Source organism: Staphylococcus sp. EG-SA-17 (genome assembly GCF_017151845.1).
Classification (GTDB): domain Bacteria; phylum Bacillota; class Bacilli; order Staphylococcales; family Staphylococcaceae; genus Staphylococcus; species Staphylococcus aureus.
Genome location: NZ_JACVZO010000001.1, coordinates 214,185 through 232,907, shown reverse-complemented (window position 1 = coordinate 232,907; position 18,723 = coordinate 214,185). Strand labels below are relative to the sequence as shown.

Sequence of the window (18,723 nt, the reverse complement as noted above, 5' to 3'; positions counted from 1 at the left end):
TACAAGAATTATTTAATATCATCTTAGAATCTCACAAAATATCAACTTTGTTTAATTACTCAAAACGATAAGTCGTTTAGAGTTTTTAAAATAAATTTTTGCGAAATAAAGGAGACATGTTAAATGAAAAAAGTAATGGGGATATTATTAGCAAGTACACTTATCTTAGGTGCTTGTGGACATCATCAAGATAGTGCAAAAAAAGAGAGCACTAGTCACAAAAAGAAAGAAAATGACAATGAAGAATTAAATGAAGAACTTAAAGAATTTAAAAGCAAAAAAAATATGGATATAAAAATTAAAGGCGATACTATTGTTAGTGACAAATTTGAAGCTAAAATAAAAGAACCGTTTATCATCAATGAAAAAGATGAGAAAAAGAAATATATCGCTTTTAAAATGGAAATTACTGCTAAAAAAGACGATAAAGATTTAAATCCATCTTCTATTTCTCATGACTATATTAATATCACTCAAGATGATAAAAATACAGTAAATAAATTAAGAGATGGTTATCTTTTAAGTGATAAAAAATATAAAGATTGGACAGAACATAACCAAGATCAAATTAAAAAAGACAAAACTGCACAAGCCATGTTTATCTATGAATTAAGAGGTGATGGAAATATTAATTTAAATGTCCATAAATACTCAGAAGATAAAACAGTTGATTCTAAATCATTCAAATTTAGTAAACTTAAAACCGAAGATTTTTCTCATAGAGCGGAAACAAGAGAAGAAGTAGAAAAGAAAGAAAAAGAATTTGAAGAAGAGTACAAAAAAGAACAAGAACGAGAGAAAGAAAAAGAAAAGCATAAAGATGACGACCACAGTGGTTTAGATGAAGTATAAATTTATGAATGCTCGCATTCAACGTTATAATCTTTACTGTTATTATTGTCATTATAGATTAGCTTACTTACACTCATAATGACATACTAATTTAATTGTTAAATATAATAAAAAAGAGTAGCTCGCCTACTCTTTTTTGTTGTTTTGAATGAAGAATTATCTTATATAAAGAATTTTTTTTATGAACAATATTAAAACTCAAAGCTCAACTTTTTTGACACTTATTTGACACATATTCTTTCAACCCTTAACGCAAAATCTTATATGTACACAACTATTAATTTTTCATTCATGAAAATTTGAACCTAAGCAGATACTATCATATCAAAGTACACAGCTAATTTAACCTTCCTCACAAGAAAAGATAAAAAACATAAAAAAGAGCAAGGTCAACGTGTCAGAAAATTATTTTCTTGACACATATTTGACACTTGCTAGATTAAAACCCCATTAAATCAAGGTTTCCAAGCATATTTTTATGGAGACGGCGGGATTTGAACCCGCGTCCAGAGGTCCTGATACACATCTTTCTACGTGTGTAGTTTATCGAAAGGTTTCGCATCATGAAAAGTGATAAACAACCAACATGATGCTAGATTGATTAAGTTTCTTCTAAACAGACTTCAAACGGCAGTGTTTAGCATATCCTATTAAGGTTGAATCGCGTTAACAGCACATAGGAAATGCTGTTAGGCGATGCAGAGTGCGATTAGGCAGCTACTGCGAAATTATTGTTTGATTTGCCAGTTATTATAAACTGTGTGTGTTGATGACGAAGACAACCCTCCGACACGCTTAATGAGCTCGGGGGACCCCTGTCGAATCCATGAACGTCCCCGAAATAATAAATCAAACAAATCATACTTTTGTAATTTACAAAAGCACATATAACTATATCAAATATAGCCCGATTAAGCAACTAAATCGCTTAATAACGGGCTTTCATATCGCGCGCAACATCTCGTTTGACTGCTTTTTCTTTCAAAGCTTGACGTTTATCATATTTTTTCTTACCTCGTGCAACACCAAGTAATACTTTACAATGTCCATGCTTCAAATAAAGCTTTAACGGCACAATCGAATAACCAATCTCACGTGTTTGATCACCCAATTTAATGATTTCACGCTTGTGCAATAATAATTTTCGAGAACGAAGAGGATCGTGATTAAAACGATTCCCTTCTTCGTATGGTGCTATATGCATATTATTCAAATACATTTCACCGTTTTTAACTTGCGCATAACTATCTTTAAGGTTAGCACTACCTCGGCGAATTGATTTTATTTCTGTGCCTTGCAATACAATTCCCGCTTCAATCGTGTCTTCAATATTATAATCATGTCTAGCTTTACGATTTTCCGCTAATGTACCTGGTGATTTCTTCTTAGCCATTCATACTCACCTCATTGCTGCTTATTTTTTCTTACGACGTGCTTTCTTTTTCACACTTTTATCTTTATAAAATGGCTTATGTTTACTGTTTCCTGATTTGTCATTTTTACGTTCATTTTTACCTTTACGTTGCTTACCTTTTTTCTTATGACCTTTATCATCAGATTTCGATTTATCTAATGATTTACCACGCGTTTTAGCTTGAATTGTCTTACCTCGCGCTGGGCGCTGTGATCGATCATTTTTCGGTAAAGGCATACCTACAATTTGAAAATCAATTAATCGTTCATCTACATCAACATGCGTCACTTTAACCTTAATTGTGTCACCAATTCTAAATACTTTAGCTTGACGCTCACCAATTAATGCCATTTGACGCTCTTCAAAACGGTAATAATCATCAGTCATATTCGCAATATGAACCATACCTTCTATCGTATTTGGCAATTCAATGAACATACCGAAGTTAGCTACTGAGCTGACAATACCTTCAAATTCATCACCAATATGTTGAATCATATATTCTGCTTTTTTCAATTCATCAGTATCACGTTCTGCCTCAATAGCACGACGTTCACGTTTAGAAGTATGTTCAGCTAACTCAGGCAATTTGTCTTCCCAACGCTTCACTTCTTTGTTATCCATTGATTTCTCAATTAAATACTTACGGATTAAACGATGAACTGTTAAATCAGGATAACGTCTAATTGGTGATGTAAAATGCGTATAATATTCAGCTGATAAGCCAAAATGTCCCAAGTTCACATCATCATAATGCGCTTGTTGCATTGAACGTAACATCATTGTTGAAATGACCATTTGTTCAGGTCGACCTTCTACTTCTTCTTGAACCTTTTGAAGTGTTGTTGGATGAATATCTTCGCCAGTACCCTTAATCATGATGCCAAAGTTTGTAATAAAATCAAAGAATTGTCTTAAGCGATCTGATTTAGGTTGCTCATGCACTCGGTAAATAAAAGGTACATCTAACTTACTAAAATGTTCAGCAACTGTTTCATTTGCAATTAACATAAATGATTCAATTAGACGTTCACCCTCGCCACGTTGTCTTAATTGAACATCTGTAGGTATACCATCTTCGTTAACTAATACTTTTGCTTCACTAATATCAAAATCGATTTCACCACGTCGTTTTCTCATTTGAATCAAACGATTAGATAAATCTTGTGCTAAATCTAGCATAGGCGTAATTTCATTATACTGCTCTCGAATCGCAGGATCCTTTTCAGTAATAATCTGATTTACCGCATCATACGTCATTCGATAATCAGAATGTATAACACTATCAAAAATTTCATGTTTAACAACGCGACCACTAGCATCAATTTCCATGCGACAGCTTAACGTTAAACGATCAACGTGAGGATTTAATGAACAAATACCATTGCTTAATCGATGTGGAATCATCGGGATCACACGGTCAACAAGATATACACTTGTCGCTCTATCATAAGCTTCTTTATCTAAAGCTGAATCTTCAGTTACATAATAACTGACATCAGCAATACTTACAGTTAATTGCGTATTACCGTTCGCTAACTTTTTAACACTAATTGCGTCATCTAAGTCTTTAGCATCAGCACCATCAATTGTGATTGTCAATTCATCACGTAAATCATGACGGCCTTTAATTTCAGTATTCTCAATATGATCAGGTACTGCTTCAGCTTCTTGTAACACTTCATCAGGAAATTCAATTTCTATGCCATGTTGATAGATAATAGATAAAATATCTACGCCAGGATCATTTTTATGTCCTAAAATAGCAGAAATATGTCCTTCTGGATTATCTGAACCATCAGCATATTTAGTAATTTGAACAAGTACCTTATGCCCATCTACTGCACCTAAACTTTGTCCTTTAGGAATGAAAATATCTTGCATAATACGTTTATCATCTGGAATAACAAATCCGAAATGTCTAGCTTCACTATACGTACCAACAACTTGAGTTACTGAATGCTTCTCAATCGACTTAACTTCCCCTTCAATTTTACCTTTATGTTCACCTTTAGATTGATGTATTTCTACAATTACAGTATCTCCATCTAAGGCACGATTAATTTTTGTTGGGGGAATAAATATATCTTCCATATCCTCATCTTCAGGTCTTAAGAATGCAAAGCCTTTTTTATTTTGACTTAACGTTCCCTTTATCAATTTTGAATGACCTTTTGAACTATGCTTTTTTTGATATCTGTCTGTTTTTGTACGTTCAATTAATCCTGATTGTTCTAATTCTACGAGCACCTTAATTAAATCTCTAAATGAGTCGGCACTACTTAAACCTAATGCATCTTGAAAATCTGACACTGACATAGGTTCATATTCAGGTTGATTAATAATCTCTTCTATTGATTGCTTTAAATTCATTATGCCCCTCCTTTCTAATGTTAAAATCTCTTTTTATTCTGACCAATCTAATGACTCTAAAAATTGATAAATATCTTCAAATACTTGTTCTTTTTCTTTATCAATCGTAATAACATGTCCAGATTCACTGTACCACTTGATATTTTTATCGTCAGAGTCTACATGTTCATATATATAATTTGCGGATTGTGGATCAATCATATTGTCGTTTTCTGCTTGAATCACTAAAATTGGGTCAAACACCTCATCAACTTGATCTTTAATCGTATCTAATGCTTCACTTAATTCTTTTAAAGTTTCAGTTGGTTTAAAATGATGCATTTCGTTGTCAATCGTTTCTTGATCTTTACCTTCATACTTTTTAAAATTGCGTGCATATTCTAAAAAGCCTTCATAAATGGCACCTTCAGTTTTGCCACCCATAGGTGCACACATCGTTACAATACCCTTTACATCTCTATTTAAGCTTAATTTTAATGCAAAATCGCCACCTAATGACAAGCCAGCAACAACGATTTCATCATAACCTTGTTCAACAAGGTAGTCATAGCCATCTAAAGCATCTTTAAACCAAACAAAAGGACTTGATTGAAGTATCTCTTCTGGTGGTGCTGCATGACCTTCATATTGCGGTGCATACGAAGTATATCCCTTTTTTTGTAAAAATCGACCTAATTGACGTACATCAGACGAATTGCCTGTAAATCCATGTAATAATAACACGGCACGTTTGCCTTCTTCAAAAAAGAAAGGTTTTGGTAATTTTATCTGCATAAATCTAACGCTCCCTTTGCATACTTAACTAGGCTATATATTTTACATAGCTTATTGTTAAACTATTACATTCTTAATTATAAATAAAAAAGCCCGACATTTACATCGCCGGACCTTACATACCAAGATAACTTATGCAAATCATAAGTACAAAAAATAATATTGATAAAATAATTGTTAATCTATTTAAGAATAAATCGACGCCACGTTGTTTTTGTTTACCGAATAACTGCTCAGCACCACCACTGATGGCACCTGAAAGTCCACTGCTTTTACCTTCTTGGAGTAGTACAACAGTTATTAATGCAATACAATCAATGATTAATAATACGATTAAAAATGTATGCATAAATTGTCCTCCGTTCCTTATATACGACAAGTAGTATATCATATTTTTATTGTTAAAATCAATTTTCTAGCGATTAAATGTACTTTTACGCTTAATTGAAACAACAAGCATATAAATCGCTAATGCAACCGAACCTATAATAACAATTAAAATTGGCAATGTTAAGTACGCACCGTGTGCAGCTTTTATTGCTTGAATTGTGATTGATAAATTAATCAACGTAAACAAACTATTTGATACATAAACTGCAAACATAAACCACCACACATAAGTATGTCGATTCCAAAAAGTGATGAAGCCTGCTAGATAAGCCAAAATATACATAATACCAGTGAATCTAAAGCTGTTTAAAATGTAATCAATCGCTTTATCTGAAGTGTTTTGATTCGTTAAATTAAGTAATGCTTTGGCAGTCGCATTATCCAACGAAACAAAGTAATGAATAATCAATAATATTGAGAATACGATTGATGCAGTTGCAATAAAGCGTCCTGTTTTAATTTCTTTATTCGTTCTATCAGCCATTTGTTTACTCCTCATATATTTAAATACGTTCTATAAAACCTTTATTTAATTTTACCTCTTAATAAAAGTGAATACCCTGTCATACAATATTCATTTCAACATAAATTTATTATACCAGTTTAAGAATACAAGTTAAATATGTGTTATTAGTTACCTCATGATTTATCAAGCCCCTTATAAATCATGATTTGAAGCCATCCAAAATAAAAAACCTACCACAGTCTCAACTCTGTGGCAGGTTATAAATACAAGCGTGAACTTTTTAAGCGTGAACTCAAAAACTTTATTCAATTTATACCGACATAATAATCCTCAACTAAAATTATGGCAGTACTTAATGTTTAAAATGATTATTTATCTAAGTTGTAGAATGATTTGATACCGTCATATTTAGCAGTTTCAAATAATTCATCTTCGATACGTAATAATTGATTGTATTTAGCAATACGGTCAGTACGTGATAATGAACCAGTTTTAATTTGACCAGCGTTTGTAGCAACAGCGATATCAGCAATTGTTGTATCTTCTGTTTCACCTGAACGGTGAGAAACTACTGCTGTGTAACCAGCTTTTTGAGCCATTTCGATTGCATCAAATGTTTCAGTTAATGTACCGATTTGGTTAACTTTAATTAAGATTGAGTTACCAATTCCGTTTTCAATACCTTTTGCTAAAATTTCAGTGTTTGTTACGAATAAATCGTCACCCACTAATTGTACACGGTCACCGATACGTTCTGTAAGTTGTTTCCAACCATCCCAGTCGTTTTCGTCCATACCGTCTTCAATTGTAATGATAGGATATTTGTCTACTAATTGTTCTAAGTAGTCAACTTGTTCTGCAGCTGTACGTTTTGCACCGTGTTCGCCTTCGAACTTACTGTAGTCATATACACCATTTTCATAGAATTCTGATGATGCACAGTCAAATCCTAAGAATACTTCTTCACCTGGTTTGTAACCAGCTGCTTCGATTGCTTGGATAATTGTTTCAACAGCATCTTCAGTACCTTCAAATTTAGGAGCGAAACCACCTTCGTCACCTACTGCAGTTTCTAAACCACGTTTGCTTAAAATTGATTTTAAGTTGTGGAAAATTTCAGTACCCCAACGTAATGATTCTTTGAACGTTGTAGCACCTACAGGTAAAATCATGAATTCTTGGAATGCAATTGGAGCATCTGAGTGAGAACCACCATTAACGATGTTCATCATTGGTACTGGTAACTGCTTACCATTAAATCCACCTAAATATTTGTAAAGTGGTTGACCTAATAAGTCAGCTGCTGCACGTGCTACTGCGATAGATACACCTAAAATAGCATTTGCACCTAATTTACCTTTGTTTGGAGTACCGTCTAATGCGATCATCATTTTATCAATAGATACTTGATCTAATACTGAAAATTCACCTTCAATAATTTCTGGTGCGATGATTTCATTAACGTTTTCAACTGCTTTAGTAACACCTTTACCTAAATAACGTGATTTGTCTCCATCACGTAATTCAACAGCTTCGTGTTCACCAGTTGAAGCACCTGATGGTACTAATGCACGACCAAATGCGCCACTTTCAGTTAATACTTCTACTTCAACAGTTGGGTTACCACGAGAGTCTAAGACTTCGCGAGCGTAAACATCTGTAATAATTGGCATGTTTATAATCTCCTTTAAATAGTTATTCTATAATTATTATAGCTTTATTCTTTCATTTAACAAAATGATATTACTATTATTTTCAAAAAATAAGTGTCATTAAGCGTTTACTTAACATCTTTTACAATATTAGTGTTTAATTAAAGATTCACCTGTCATGTCTTCAGGTTGTTCTACATTTAATAAATCTAATAATGTAGGTGCTAAGTCACCTAAGCGACCAGTTTCTCGAAGTGTAACGCCTTCTTTTGTTACAATCACTGGTACTGGGTTCGTTGTATGCGTAGTCATTGGTTGATCATCATCCGTCAATACTTGATCAGAGTTACCATGGTCAGCAGTAATAATTGCATAACCGTCCATGTCTAAAATCTTATCAACGACTTCACCCAAACATTCATCAACCGCTTCGATTGCTTTGATTGTCGGCTCAAGCATACCACTATGTCCAACCATATCAGGGTTAGCAAAGTTTAAAATAATTAAGTCCAAGTCACCTTTATTTAACTCTTCTAATAATGCATCTTTAACTTCATAAGCACTCATTTCTGGTTTCAAGTCATACGTTGCAACTTTAGGTGAATCAATTAAACGACGGCGTTCACCTTTAAATTCCTCGTTACGTCCACCACTCATAAAGTAAGTAACGTGAGGATATTTTTCAGTTTCTGCAATACGTAATTGTGTTAAATTGTTATTTTGTGCAATTTCACCAATTGTATTATTTAAATCAACTTTTTCGAAAACGATAGCCGCATCGATATTGTCGTTATACTTAGTGAATGTTGCATAGAATAAGTCTTTAACTTGTTCAACTTTAAAGCCTTCGAATGCTCTGTTCGCAAAAATTTCCGATAATTGTGCTGCTCTATCAGGTCGGAAATTATAGAAGATCACTGCATCTCCATCATTAACACCGTCATTTTGATTCTCAACGATGAATGGTACTACGAATTCGTCAGTTAAGCCCTCATTATAGCTTGCTTCTACACCTTCTTTGGCAGTTGCATAAGTTGGGGCATCAAAATTACGAATAGCATTGTAAGCTTTTTCTTCACGTTCCCAACGTTTGTCACGGTCCATTGCATAATAACGACCAGACACAGATGCAAATTGACCAATGCCTAATTCATTGAATTTAGCTTCAGTCTCTTCGATGTATTTCAAAGCGGATTTTTGATCTACGTCACGACCATCTAAAAATGCGTGTACGTAAACTTTTTCAACACCTTGTTTTTTAGCAAGTTCTAACAAAGCAAATAAATGTTTGTAATGACTGTGCACACCACCGTCAGACAATAAACCAAAGATGTGTAACGCTGAATCATGTGAATTTACGTGTGCAATTGCATTATTTAAAACATCATTTTCAAAGAAATCACCGTCTTCAATTGATTTATTGATTCGAGTTAAACTTTGATAAACGATACGTCCTGCACCGATATTCATATGACCAACTTCTGAGTTACCCATTTGTCCTTCAGGTAGTCCAACATCTAAGCCACTCGCTTCGATTTGAGTCGTTGGATATTTGTTGTAATAACGATCAAAATTAGGCTTGTTTGCTAATTTTACCGCATTACCATGTTCGCTTTCGCGGTTCGCAAAACCATCTAAAATAATTAACGCAGTTGGTTTCTTAGCCATGATTATTTTGCACCTTCTAACAATTGTACGAAATCTTCAACTTTAAGTGATGCGCCACCTACTAATGCCCCATCAATATCAGTTTGTGCCATGTATTCTTTAATGTTGTTAGGTTTAACACTACCACCATATTGAATACGAGTTGCTTCTGATACTTCTTTGCTTGATAAGTCAGCAATAGTTTGACGTACAAATGCACACATTTCATTCGCATCTTCAGATGTTGATGATTTACCAGTTCCGATTGCCCAGATTGGTTCATAAGCAATTACAACTGATTTTAGTTGATTTTCAGATAAACCTGCAACAGCTTTCTTAACTTGCTCACCTACAACATCGTTAGCTTTACCACTTTCACGCTCTTCGTCTGTTTCACCAACACATATAATTGGAGTCATTCCATGTTTGAAAATAGCGTGCGCTTTTTTGTTAATTTCTTTATCTGTTTCGTGGAATAATTCACGACGTTCAGAATGACCGATAACAACGTATTTAACGCCTAAATCTGCTAATGCAACTGGAGACGTTTCACCTGTGAACGCACCATTATCTTCGAAATACGTATTTTGAGCACCGATTTCTAAACCTTGTGCTTTTCCTTCTTTAACTGCAGTAGTTAATGCATCTAATTGAATTGCTGGTGCACAAATTACTGATTCTACTTCTTTTGAATCTGGTAATGTTGGCAATGCATTGACGAAGTCTTTTGCTTCTTGTACTGTTTTGTTCATTTTCCAGTTACCAGCTATAATTGGTGTTCTCATTAAAGACACTCCTTGTTTTGTAAATATTTTTGAAAAGTGATGAAACACGATGTCATCTTGTGACTGTTTTCCCGTAACAATGTTAAACAAACATGCCACATCACTTTAAACTATCACTTTATTATTTATTATCGATTGCTTTGATACCAGGCAATTCTTTACCTTCTAGGTACTCTAATGACGCACCGCCACCAGTTGAAATATGAGTGAAGTCATTTTCAAAACCTAAAGAGATTGCTGCTGCAGCTGAATCACCGCCACCGATAATCGTAATTGCATCTTTAAGGTTTGCAATTGCTTTACATACACCAATTGTACCTTGTGCAAAGTTACTGAACTCGAATACACCCATAGGTCCATTCCATACAACAGTGTGCGCACCTTCTAATTCATCTGCAAATAATTTTACAGTGTTTGGTCCAATATCCATACCTTCTTGGTCTGCTGGAATTGAATCAGATGGTACTACAGTAATTTTGGCATCATTAGAAAATTCTTTAGCAACTTTAGTGTCTACTGGTAATACAATTTTATCACCATGTTTTTCTAATAAATCTTTTGCGAAGTCGATTTTATCTTCTTCTAATAATGAAATACCAATTTCTTTACCTTGCGCTTTTAAGAAAGTATAAGCCATACCTCCGCCGATGATAATTTTATCAGCTATGTTAACTAAGTTTTTGATGACATTAATTTTGTCAGATACTTTTGCTCCACCTAAAATAGCAACAACTGGTTTATGTGGATCGTTAACTACGCCACCGATAAACTTAATTTCTTTATCCATTAAGAATCCAGCTGCAGTTTCTAAATGTGTAGAAATACCAACATTAGATGCATGCTCACGATGCGCAGTACCAAAAGCATCATTTACAAACACATCACCTAAAGATGCCCAGTATTTACCTAATTCTGGATCATTTTTAGATTCTTTTTTACCGTCTAAATCTTCATAACGTGTATTTTCAACTAATAATACGTCGCCTTCTTTAAGGTCTTTAATAGCAGCTTCAAGTTTTTCGCCGCGTGTTTCTGGTACGAAAACAACTTCTTTATCTAATTTCTTAGATAAGTCTTCAGCAACTGGGCGTAAAGTTAATTTTGCTTTATCACTTTCTTCTTTTACTTTACCTAAATGTGAAAATAGTACGATTTTACCACCTTGTTCGATGATGTATTGAATTGTAGGTAAAGCTTGAACGATACGGTTGTCATTAGTAATTTCACCGTCTTTTAAAGGTACGTTAAAATCAGCACGTACTAGGACTGTTTTACCTTTAAGATCTAAATCAGAAACAATTTTTTTAGCCATGGTGTTTCCTCCTTGTAATTAGGAAATTTTATATAAAAATAAGCGGAGAAGCGTTTGTGCTCCCCGCTTACTCATAAGCTTTAATTAATGCTAAATAGTTCTGAGCACTAGCGTATTTGAATAAAAACTATACTAAAATTATTTAGAAAGTTCAGCTAAGTATGCTAATGTACGAACTAATTGTGCAGTATATGACATTTCGTTATCATACCAAGCTGCAACTTTAACTAATTGACGGTCGCCAACTGACATTACACGAGTTTGTGTAGCGTCGAATAATGAACCGTAAGTCATACCTACAACGTCTGAAGAAACGATTTCGTCTTCAGTGTAACCGAATGATTCGTTTGAAGCATTTTTCATAGCTTCGTTAACTTGTTCAACTGTTACGTCTTGTTTTTCTAATACTACTGTTAATTCAGTTAATGAACCTGTAGCTACAGGAACACGTTGTGCACCACCATCTAATTTACCATCGATTTCAGGAATAACTTTACCGATAGCTTTAGCAGCACCTGTTGAGTTAGGGATGATGTTTTCTGCCGCTGCACGAGCACGACGTTTGTCACCTTTTCTGTGAGGTGCGTCTTGTGTATTTTGATCACCTGTGTAAGCGTGAATTGTAGTCATTAAACCTTCAACTAAACCAAAGTCATCGTTTAAAACTTTAGCAACTGGTGCTAATGAGTTTGTAGTACATGAAGCACCTGAAACAACTGTTTCAGAACCGTCTAACTCTTGGTGGTTAGTGTTGAATACGATTGTTTTTAAGTCACCAGTAGCTGGTGCTGAGATTAATACTTTTTTAGCGCCTGCTTCAATATGAGCTTGTGCTTTATCTTTATCAGTGTAGAAACCAGTACATTCTAATACTACATCGATATTTAAGTCTTTCCAAGGTAATTTGCTTGCATCTGGTTCACTGAATGATTTAACTTCTTTACCATTTACGCGGAAACCACCATCAACTACCTCTACTTCACCTGTGAAACGACCTTGCATAGTGTCATATTTTAATAAATGCGCTAACATGTCGTCATCTGTTAAGTCGTTTACTGCTACAACTTCAAGACCTTCTACTTCTTGAATTCTTCTGAATGCTAAACGACCAATTCTACCAAAACCATTAATTGCTACTTTTACTGCCATTATAATGGCCTCCTTTAAAATGATATTTAAAAAGTATTAAACTTTTTATCTCTTATTCAAGTATTATCTTTGCTGCGGCTTCATCAGTGATTAACACTGTATTCTTGGGTGCAATCGTCAAGTATGCTTTAATTGCTTCACCTTTCGATTTGCCTCCTGCAACTGCAAAAATAAAGTCTTTTGATTCAAGGTCTTCTAATTGAAGTCCAATTGTTTTAACCTTATGGACAATTTGACCTTGTGTATCAAAATAATAACCAAATGCCTCTCCGACAGCTTGATGATGTTGAAGTTGTTCAATGACCTTTTCAGGTGATTGACGTCGATGCGCCATCTTCAGCGCATCACCAATGCCGTGTAATATAACGTTTGCTTGTTTAATTTTGTCTAAAGTGTTTATGACTGATGGCTCTAACAACAATGTGTTATATGTTGTTTCACTGACATTATCAGGTACATACATCGTCGTATAATAACCGCCAGCTTGTTGTGCCATACTGGCTGCAATTGTGTTTGCCTGAAAGACAACATTTTCGCCTAGTCCACCTCTGGCTGGTACGAAGAATACATTATATGGTAATAAATGAATTGCTTCACTAACACATGCCATCGTGGATCCGCCAGTTACAGCAACTATCGCGTCTTCTTGTAATATGCCTTCAAGTAATTGACCTGCTTGTCTACCTAATTCTGTTTTAACAGATTGACTATTATCAGCATCACCAGGAACAACATGAACTTCCTTAATTTGAAATTTATTCTTAATACCTTCTGACAGACGATTATCATCTGCATAGATATCAAAGTAACCTTTCAATTGCGAAATCAGTTGCTCACCTTCAGCTGTAATTTCCATTCCGGTAGGCTTAACTTTTATCAAATCTTGTTTCTTAAGCATATCTGTTTCAGAACGCAGTACACGTTCAGTCATATCCATATGTTCGCTTAAACTTCGACGTCCGACAGGCTGATTTTTTGAGATAGTAGTAAGAATAGAAAAACGTTTATACATTTTATCTATGAGATCCGGTATAAGCTTTTGCTGTGCTTGCAATAAGTCTTTCACTACTACCTCCTCCTTATATTTATAAATGTAAATAAGGATATGTCACAACCAGTGGTTGCCTTTTTAAGTCCCGCGTGGGACAAAAATTAACCTCTTTACACTTGCAATAGTACTATTCTATTTCAAAAATTGCAAGCATAAAACTTAAATTTTCTAAATAATTTGATAAAGCGCTTGCAATACATTTTCGATTTGTTATTCAACAAAACGTTTTATTTTATTCGCTGTAGTCAAATGTATACCCTTATACTGACTCGCTAATCATTTGCTTATTATTTGAACTAAGACATAAATCAATGCTCTAGAATCCAAAAAGTTACATTAGTAGTAGTTGACCGAACGAAAATGCACTTGTAACAAGCATTTTTCAATTAAAGTCAGGGGCCCCAACATAGAAGCTGGCGGAAAGTCAGCTTACAATAATGTGCAAGTTGGGGTGGGCCCCAACATAGAGAAATTGGATTTCCAATTTCTACAGGCAATGGAAGTTGGGGTGGGACGACGAAATAAATTTTGCGAAAATATCATTTCTGTCCCACCTCACTCAAAATAAATTTCACTATCTTCAAAATAAACAACTAACTATTTAAGTATCATCTCTCCCCTAATTAACAATTATAAAAATAAGAACCAATATTCGAGACAACCTAATTAATTGTGTTGTCTGTCATACTGGTTCATTTTTGTTTGACTAAATACTACTTATCATTAGCATTATTTTGTTTATTTGTTGTTGATTGGCTATTTTGTTGTGGTGCTTGTGGTTTTGCTTGTTGATTTGATTGATTGTTTTGTTGATTATTATTTGGCTTTGGTGTTGGTTGTTGCGGCTGTGGTTTAGGCTGAGCTGGTTGTTTATTATCATCAGTTTTCTTCTGATTATCATCTGATTTATCTTGAGATGCTTTGTCATCCTTATCTTTCGACTCATCCTTTGATGCTTTATCATCATTCTCTTCTTTAGCAGGACGTTGCTTTGTAGGTGCTTGTTGCTGAGGTGGCACATATTGATATTGATTCTGCTGTGGCAATTGCTGATATTGGTTTGCTTGTGAATCTAGCTCATTCTGCTCTTTTTCCTCTTGTTGCTTTTTCTTTCTCTCTTTTTCTGCATTTTCTTTTTGACGCTTTTCTTTTTGTTCCTGCTTTTGTTCGTTCAACATACGTTCTTTAGCTTTATTCGAATGATCTACATATGCAAAAATTGCAAATACTAATCCTCCGAGTAATAGCAATACCGTCGCAATGCTAACTACTTTCGCTGTTGTACTCATTTTCTTCTTACTTCCATCTTCATTTTTATTGTAGTCGTAATTTTGATTCGACATACTCTCCCTCACTTCAAACTAATTTAAATATAGAAATTATCACGCAACCATTAACATTTTCACAACTAATTTGTTTACCTAGTTTCTACAAATATTAATAAACATTTACTCTTTTTGCCTTCTTCAACTTAAAACTGCCTTCACTATTACTCACTCGTAAATCGGATTCATTTTTACAAAGAAATAGTAGTCTTATATATCTTAACATTTAATAACTAAATCAAACATATTTTGAGCCTTTTTTTGAAAATTAACATATTAACCTTTTTGATTTTACAACAAATTATAGCTACGTATTGAAAATTAAAGCATTAGTTTAAGCGTTGGGTTAAAAGTTTTTATGTTTAGATTGTTATATTACTATGTATTCTTAAATTTGTTTAAAAAATTAATGCTTTAAATTGATGTATAATGGGAATAAGAAATAAATAAAAACGACCCGCACGATAAACGTACGGGTCCACTACTAAAGGGAGTCAAATTTTTACCTTCGTTTGTATCATGCAGCGTTTTACACATACTTTTAAGAGATGTTTATTCGTTATCGAAGGTACACCTTTATTATAACTTATATCATTTTTATTAAAATACAATTCAAAAAAAGTTATTGACATATTATTGTCTAAATAATGTATAACCTTTGAACAACAATAATGATTATTAAATAGTAACTAAATACAAAATTACATGGGGTGAATGATAATGAAACAATACTTAATTACTGGTGGGACTGGTATGGTTGGATCTCAATTAGTTAATGAAATTAAAAAATCAGATTCACATATCACGATATTAACGCGACACGACCAAATTTCAAATGATAAGAAAATTTCATATGTCAACTGGGCTAAATCTGGGTGGGAACACAAAGTTCCTCAAAATATCGATGTGGTCATCAACTTAGCAGGTGCTACATTGAATAAACGATGGACACCGGAATATAAACAAACGCTAATGCTAAGTAGAATTCAATCTACGCAAGCTTTATATGAATTGTTTAAATCACGTAATAAAGCACCTAAAGTTTTATTTAATGCTAGTGCCACTGGTTACTATCCTCCTGATTTATTTATGAGTTACACAGAAGTTTATAAAACTTTACCTTTTGATTTCTTATCAGATATTGTGTATCAATGGGAACGTTTCGCACAACAATTTGAACAATTAGGTACACGAGTTGTCATCGGTCGTTTCGGTATAATTTTATCGAATGAAGGCGGTGCGTTACAAACAATGAAACTGCCATACGAATATTACATTGGTGGTAAATTAGGTTCTGGTCAACAATGGTATTCATGGATTCATATCAATGATTTAATTCAAGCTATTTTATTTTTAATAAATAACGAGTCAGCTAGTGGTCCGTTTAATTTAACTGCACCTATACCTGAGCGTCAAAATTTATTTGGCTACACTTTAGCAAGAGCTATGCATAAGCCTCATGAAACTTGGGCACCAAGTCTTGCAATGCGTCTCATACTTGGTCAAATGTCAACAGTAGTATTGGATACTCAAAAAGTATTACCTAATAAAATTCAAGCATTGGGATTCCAATTTAAATATAGTAATTTAAAAATGGCACTTGAAGATTTAATTAGTAAGTGAGTGGGACATTGATCTCTCTCCTACTCCACTTCAAGCAAAAAGTCTAGGAGATAATTCGTTAAATCTCTCTAGACTTTTCTATTTGCTGATATTACATATAGATATAACTTTAAAGTCACTTATGAATATTGGTTGATTAATTTTAAAGTAAATACGAAAAGGCCACTTGAAACAAAATATTCAAATGACCTTTTACTACTTTATAAAATTAAATGTATGATTTGTATTCAGGATACCAAATTTCAGCTTCAATTGCTTTGTCAATATCATCAATAGTTTCAGCGTTTAATCCTTGATCAATGACACTTTGTGCAACCGCTTTGGCTATGGCACGAGAACATTGATGTATTTTCTCGACAGGTGGTAAGACTGCAGCACCTGGTTCATCTGGATTGACCATGCCACCAAGTGCATGACTCGCAGCTGATAGAATCTGTTGATTTACTTTCTTCGCTTTTGACGCAATAAGTCCCAAACCTAAACCAGGATACATCAATGCATTATTTGCTTGACCAATACTGTAATTCACACCATTGTATTCAATGTCATTATATGGGATACCAGTTCCAATTAATGCTTTTCCGTTAGTCCATTTTAATAAATCTTGTGCAGTTGCTTCTGCTAATTTTGTAGGATTAGACAATGGGAAAATCATTGGACGTTCTGTATGTTTTAACATCTCTTTTACTGCATCTTCTGTAAATGCACCTGTCTGAGTTGATGTACCGATTAAAACAGTAGGCTTAATATTTTCAATTACTTCTTTTAAATTTTTCCAGTTTACTGTATTTGAAAATTCATTCCTATTTTTAGCAAATACTTGTTGCGCTTCAGTTAAATCATCCATATCATCAAACAACAATCCCTGTTTATCCATAATGAAGAAATGCTGATTTGCTTTTTCTTCTGAAACACCCTGTTTAATTAGTTCATCTTTTAAAATATTGGTAATACCCATACCAGCTGTACCACCACCATAAACTAAAAACGTCTGATTCGTATAATCTACTTTAGAAATATTTAATGCACCTAGTACGCCAGCTAATGTAACTATACCTGTACCTTGAATATCATCATTAAAAGTTGGTAACGTATCTTCATATTTATCTAAAATATTTTTGGCATGCCCTCTACCAAAATCTTCCCAATGTAATAGTGCATTAGGATATTCTTTACGCACTGCACTCACAAATTTATCTACAAATGCGTAATATGTCTCATCATCGACACGTTTATGACGATTTCCTAAATAAAGGTCATCCTTTAGTAATTGTTCATTATTAGTACCTACATCTAAAGATACAGGTAGTACTTGTGAAGGATTTATTCCAGCTGCTGCTGTATATACTATTAATTTTCCTATCGCAATATCTACACCATCAACACCCCAATCGCCGATACCTAATATACCTTCCGCATCTGTCACTACAATTAATCGAATATCTCTGCCATTTGCAACGTTGCGCAATTCTTGTTCAATTTGGTCTTGTCTATCAACAGATAAAAATACTGCATCTTGGGGTCTGCTGAAGTTCTCATTATATTGTTCAATCGATTGAGCAATAACAGGGTCATAAATAATTGGCATAAATTCAACTAAATGCTTTGAAGTCAATTTGTAAAACAATGTACGATTACGATTAAAAATTGCCATTAAAAATAAACGTTTCTCAAAATCGGTTTGTTTCGCCTTGAATTGTTCATAACATTGTTCTGCTTGTTGTTCTAAAGTTCGAACATTCGCAGGTAATAAACCTTCAAGCCCTAACTGTTTTCTTTCTTCGTTAGTAAAAGCTGTACCTTTGTTTAAAAATGGATTGTTAAGTAATTCAATGCCTTTCATAAAATCATCCTTTATATTTGTTAGATTGTAGAACCGCAGAAACAACGTGTCTAATTAAATTCTCACA

General features: G+C 33.8%; 15 protein-coding genes and 1 other RNA gene. 2 read left to right on the top strand and 14 right to left on the bottom strand.

The window, feature by feature from the left end; all coding sequences use genetic code 11:
• Positions 1–123: 123 nt before the first annotated feature.
• The gene (locus IDG65_RS01135) at positions 124–852 is read left to right on the top strand and encodes a DUF5067 domain-containing protein (protein ID WP_052997635.1); all 729 of its coding nucleotides are present in this window, start codon (positions 124–126) and stop codon (positions 850–852) included.
• Between the two features lie 476 nt (positions 853–1,328).
• Here the strand turns inward: IDG65_RS01135 and ssrA are convergent.
• The 13 genes from ssrA to IDG65_RS01070 form a co-directional block, all read right to left on the bottom strand.
• Positions 1,329–1,690: a transfer-messenger RNA gene (gene ssrA, locus IDG65_RS01130) on the bottom strand.
• 90 nt (positions 1,691–1,780) lie between these two features.
• Positions 1,781–2,245: an SsrA-binding protein SmpB gene (gene smpB / locus IDG65_RS01125; protein ID WP_001085185.1), complete on the bottom strand. Its 465-nt coding sequence runs from the start codon at positions 2,243–2,245 to the stop codon at positions 1,781–1,783.
• Between the two features lie 21 nt (positions 2,246–2,266).
• On the bottom strand, positions 2,267–4,639 hold the full coding sequence (gene rnr, locus IDG65_RS01120; protein WP_001050044.1) for a ribonuclease R: 2,373 nt from the start codon (positions 4,637–4,639) through the stop codon (positions 2,267–2,269).
• A gap of 33 nt (positions 4,640–4,672) precedes the next feature.
• Positions 4,673–5,413: an alpha/beta hydrolase gene (locus IDG65_RS01115; RefSeq protein ID WP_001165969.1), complete on the bottom strand. Its 741-nt coding sequence runs from the start codon at positions 5,411–5,413 to the stop codon at positions 4,673–4,675.
• Positions 5,414–5,528: 115 nt separating this feature from the next.
• The gene (gene secG, locus IDG65_RS01110) at positions 5,529–5,762 is read right to left on the bottom strand and encodes a preprotein translocase subunit SecG (RefSeq protein WP_000556760.1); all 234 of its coding nucleotides are present in this window, start codon (positions 5,760–5,762) and stop codon (positions 5,529–5,531) included.
• Between the two features lie 66 nt (positions 5,763–5,828).
• Complete coding sequence (locus tag IDG65_RS01105) at positions 5,829–6,287, bottom strand: hypothetical protein (protein WP_000785252.1); 459 nt, start codon at positions 6,285–6,287, stop codon at positions 5,829–5,831.
• 350 nt (positions 6,288–6,637) lie between these two features.
• Positions 6,638–7,942, bottom strand: a complete 1,305-nt coding sequence (eno, locus tag IDG65_RS01100; RefSeq protein ID WP_001121760.1) for a surface-displayed alpha-enolase — start codon at positions 7,940–7,942, stop codon at positions 6,638–6,640.
• A 129-nt stretch (positions 7,943–8,071) separates the two neighbouring features.
• The gene (gpmI, locus tag IDG65_RS01095) at positions 8,072–9,589 is read right to left on the bottom strand and encodes a 2,3-bisphosphoglycerate-independent phosphoglycerate mutase (RefSeq protein ID WP_001085505.1); all 1,518 of its coding nucleotides are present in this window, start codon (positions 9,587–9,589) and stop codon (positions 8,072–8,074) included.
• Between the two features lie 2 nt (positions 9,590–9,591).
• The gene (gene tpiA, locus IDG65_RS01090; RefSeq protein ID WP_001260099.1) at positions 9,592–10,353 is read right to left on the bottom strand and encodes a triose-phosphate isomerase; all 762 of its coding nucleotides are present in this window, start codon (positions 10,351–10,353) and stop codon (positions 9,592–9,594) included.
• 121 nt (positions 10,354–10,474) lie between these two features.
• A complete protein-coding gene (locus IDG65_RS01085) occupies positions 10,475–11,665 on the bottom strand; it encodes a phosphoglycerate kinase (RefSeq protein ID WP_001074748.1) in 1,191 nt (396 codons plus the stop codon).
• A gap of 138 nt (positions 11,666–11,803) precedes the next feature.
• Entirely contained in the window at positions 11,804–12,814 is a 1,011-nt protein-coding gene (gap, locus tag IDG65_RS01080; RefSeq protein WP_000279414.1) for a type I glyceraldehyde-3-phosphate dehydrogenase, read from the bottom strand.
• 52 nt (positions 12,815–12,866) lie between these two features.
• The gene (locus IDG65_RS01075; protein WP_000654030.1) at positions 12,867–13,880 is read right to left on the bottom strand and encodes a sugar-binding transcriptional regulator; all 1,014 of its coding nucleotides are present in this window, start codon (positions 13,878–13,880) and stop codon (positions 12,867–12,869) included.
• A 698-nt stretch (positions 13,881–14,578) separates the two neighbouring features.
• The gene (locus IDG65_RS01070; protein ID WP_000070826.1) at positions 14,579–15,208 is read right to left on the bottom strand and encodes a DUF4887 domain-containing protein; all 630 of its coding nucleotides are present in this window, start codon (positions 15,206–15,208) and stop codon (positions 14,579–14,581) included.
• A gap of 702 nt (positions 15,209–15,910) precedes the next feature.
• On the opposite strand from IDG65_RS01070, the gene IDG65_RS01065 reads away from it, so the two are divergent.
• Positions 15,911–16,813, top strand: coding sequence for a TIGR01777 family oxidoreductase (locus IDG65_RS01065; protein ID WP_000816301.1), 903 nt, complete (start codon positions 15,911–15,913; stop codon positions 16,811–16,813).
• 208 nt (positions 16,814–17,021) lie between these two features.
• On the opposite strand, the gene IDG65_RS01060 is transcribed toward IDG65_RS01065, so the two are convergent.
• Complete coding sequence (locus tag IDG65_RS01060) at positions 17,022–18,656, bottom strand: malolactic enzyme (protein WP_000675920.1); 1,635 nt, start codon at positions 18,654–18,656, stop codon at positions 17,022–17,024.
• Positions 18,657–18,723: the final 67 nt, after the last annotated feature.

Coding starts and splice junctions, on each gene's coding strand:
- IDG65_RS01135 (WP_052997635.1), top strand. CDS start 124: ATGAAAAAAGTAATGGGGATATTATTAGCAAGTACACTTATCTTAGGT.
- smpB (WP_001085185.1), bottom strand. CDS start 2,245: ATGGCTAAGAAGAAATCACCAGGTACATTAGCGGAAAATCGTAAAGCT.
- rnr (WP_001050044.1), bottom strand. CDS start 4,639: ATGAATTTAAAGCAATCAATAGAAGAGATTATTAATCAACCTGAATAT.
- IDG65_RS01115 (WP_001165969.1), bottom strand. CDS start 5,413: ATGCAGATAAAATTACCAAAACCTTTCTTTTTTGAAGAAGGCAAACGT.
- secG (WP_000556760.1), bottom strand. CDS start 5,762: ATGCATACATTTTTAATCGTATTATTAATCATTGATTGTATTGCATTA.
- IDG65_RS01105 (WP_000785252.1), bottom strand. CDS start 6,287: ATGGCTGATAGAACGAATAAAGAAATTAAAACAGGACGCTTTATTGCA.
- eno (WP_001121760.1), bottom strand. CDS start 7,942: ATGCCAATTATTACAGATGTTTACGCTCGCGAAGTCTTAGACTCTCGT.
- gpmI (WP_001085505.1), bottom strand. CDS start 9,589: ATGGCTAAGAAACCAACTGCGTTAATTATTTTAGATGGTTTTGCGAAC.
- tpiA (WP_001260099.1), bottom strand. CDS start 10,353: ATGAGAACACCAATTATAGCTGGTAACTGGAAAATGAACAAAACAGTA.
- IDG65_RS01085 (WP_001074748.1), bottom strand. CDS start 11,665: ATGGCTAAAAAAATTGTTTCTGATTTAGATCTTAAAGGTAAAACAGTC.
- gap (WP_000279414.1), bottom strand. CDS start 12,814: ATGGCAGTAAAAGTAGCAATTAATGGTTTTGGTAGAATTGGTCGTTTA.
- IDG65_RS01070 (WP_000070826.1), bottom strand. CDS start 15,208: ATGTCGAATCAAAATTACGACTACAATAAAAATGAAGATGGAAGTAAG.
- IDG65_RS01065 (WP_000816301.1), top strand. CDS start 15,911: ATGAAACAATACTTAATTACTGGTGGGACTGGTATGGTTGGATCTCAA.
- IDG65_RS01060 (WP_000675920.1), bottom strand. CDS start 18,656: ATGAAAGGCATTGAATTACTTAACAATCCATTTTTAAACAAAGGTACA.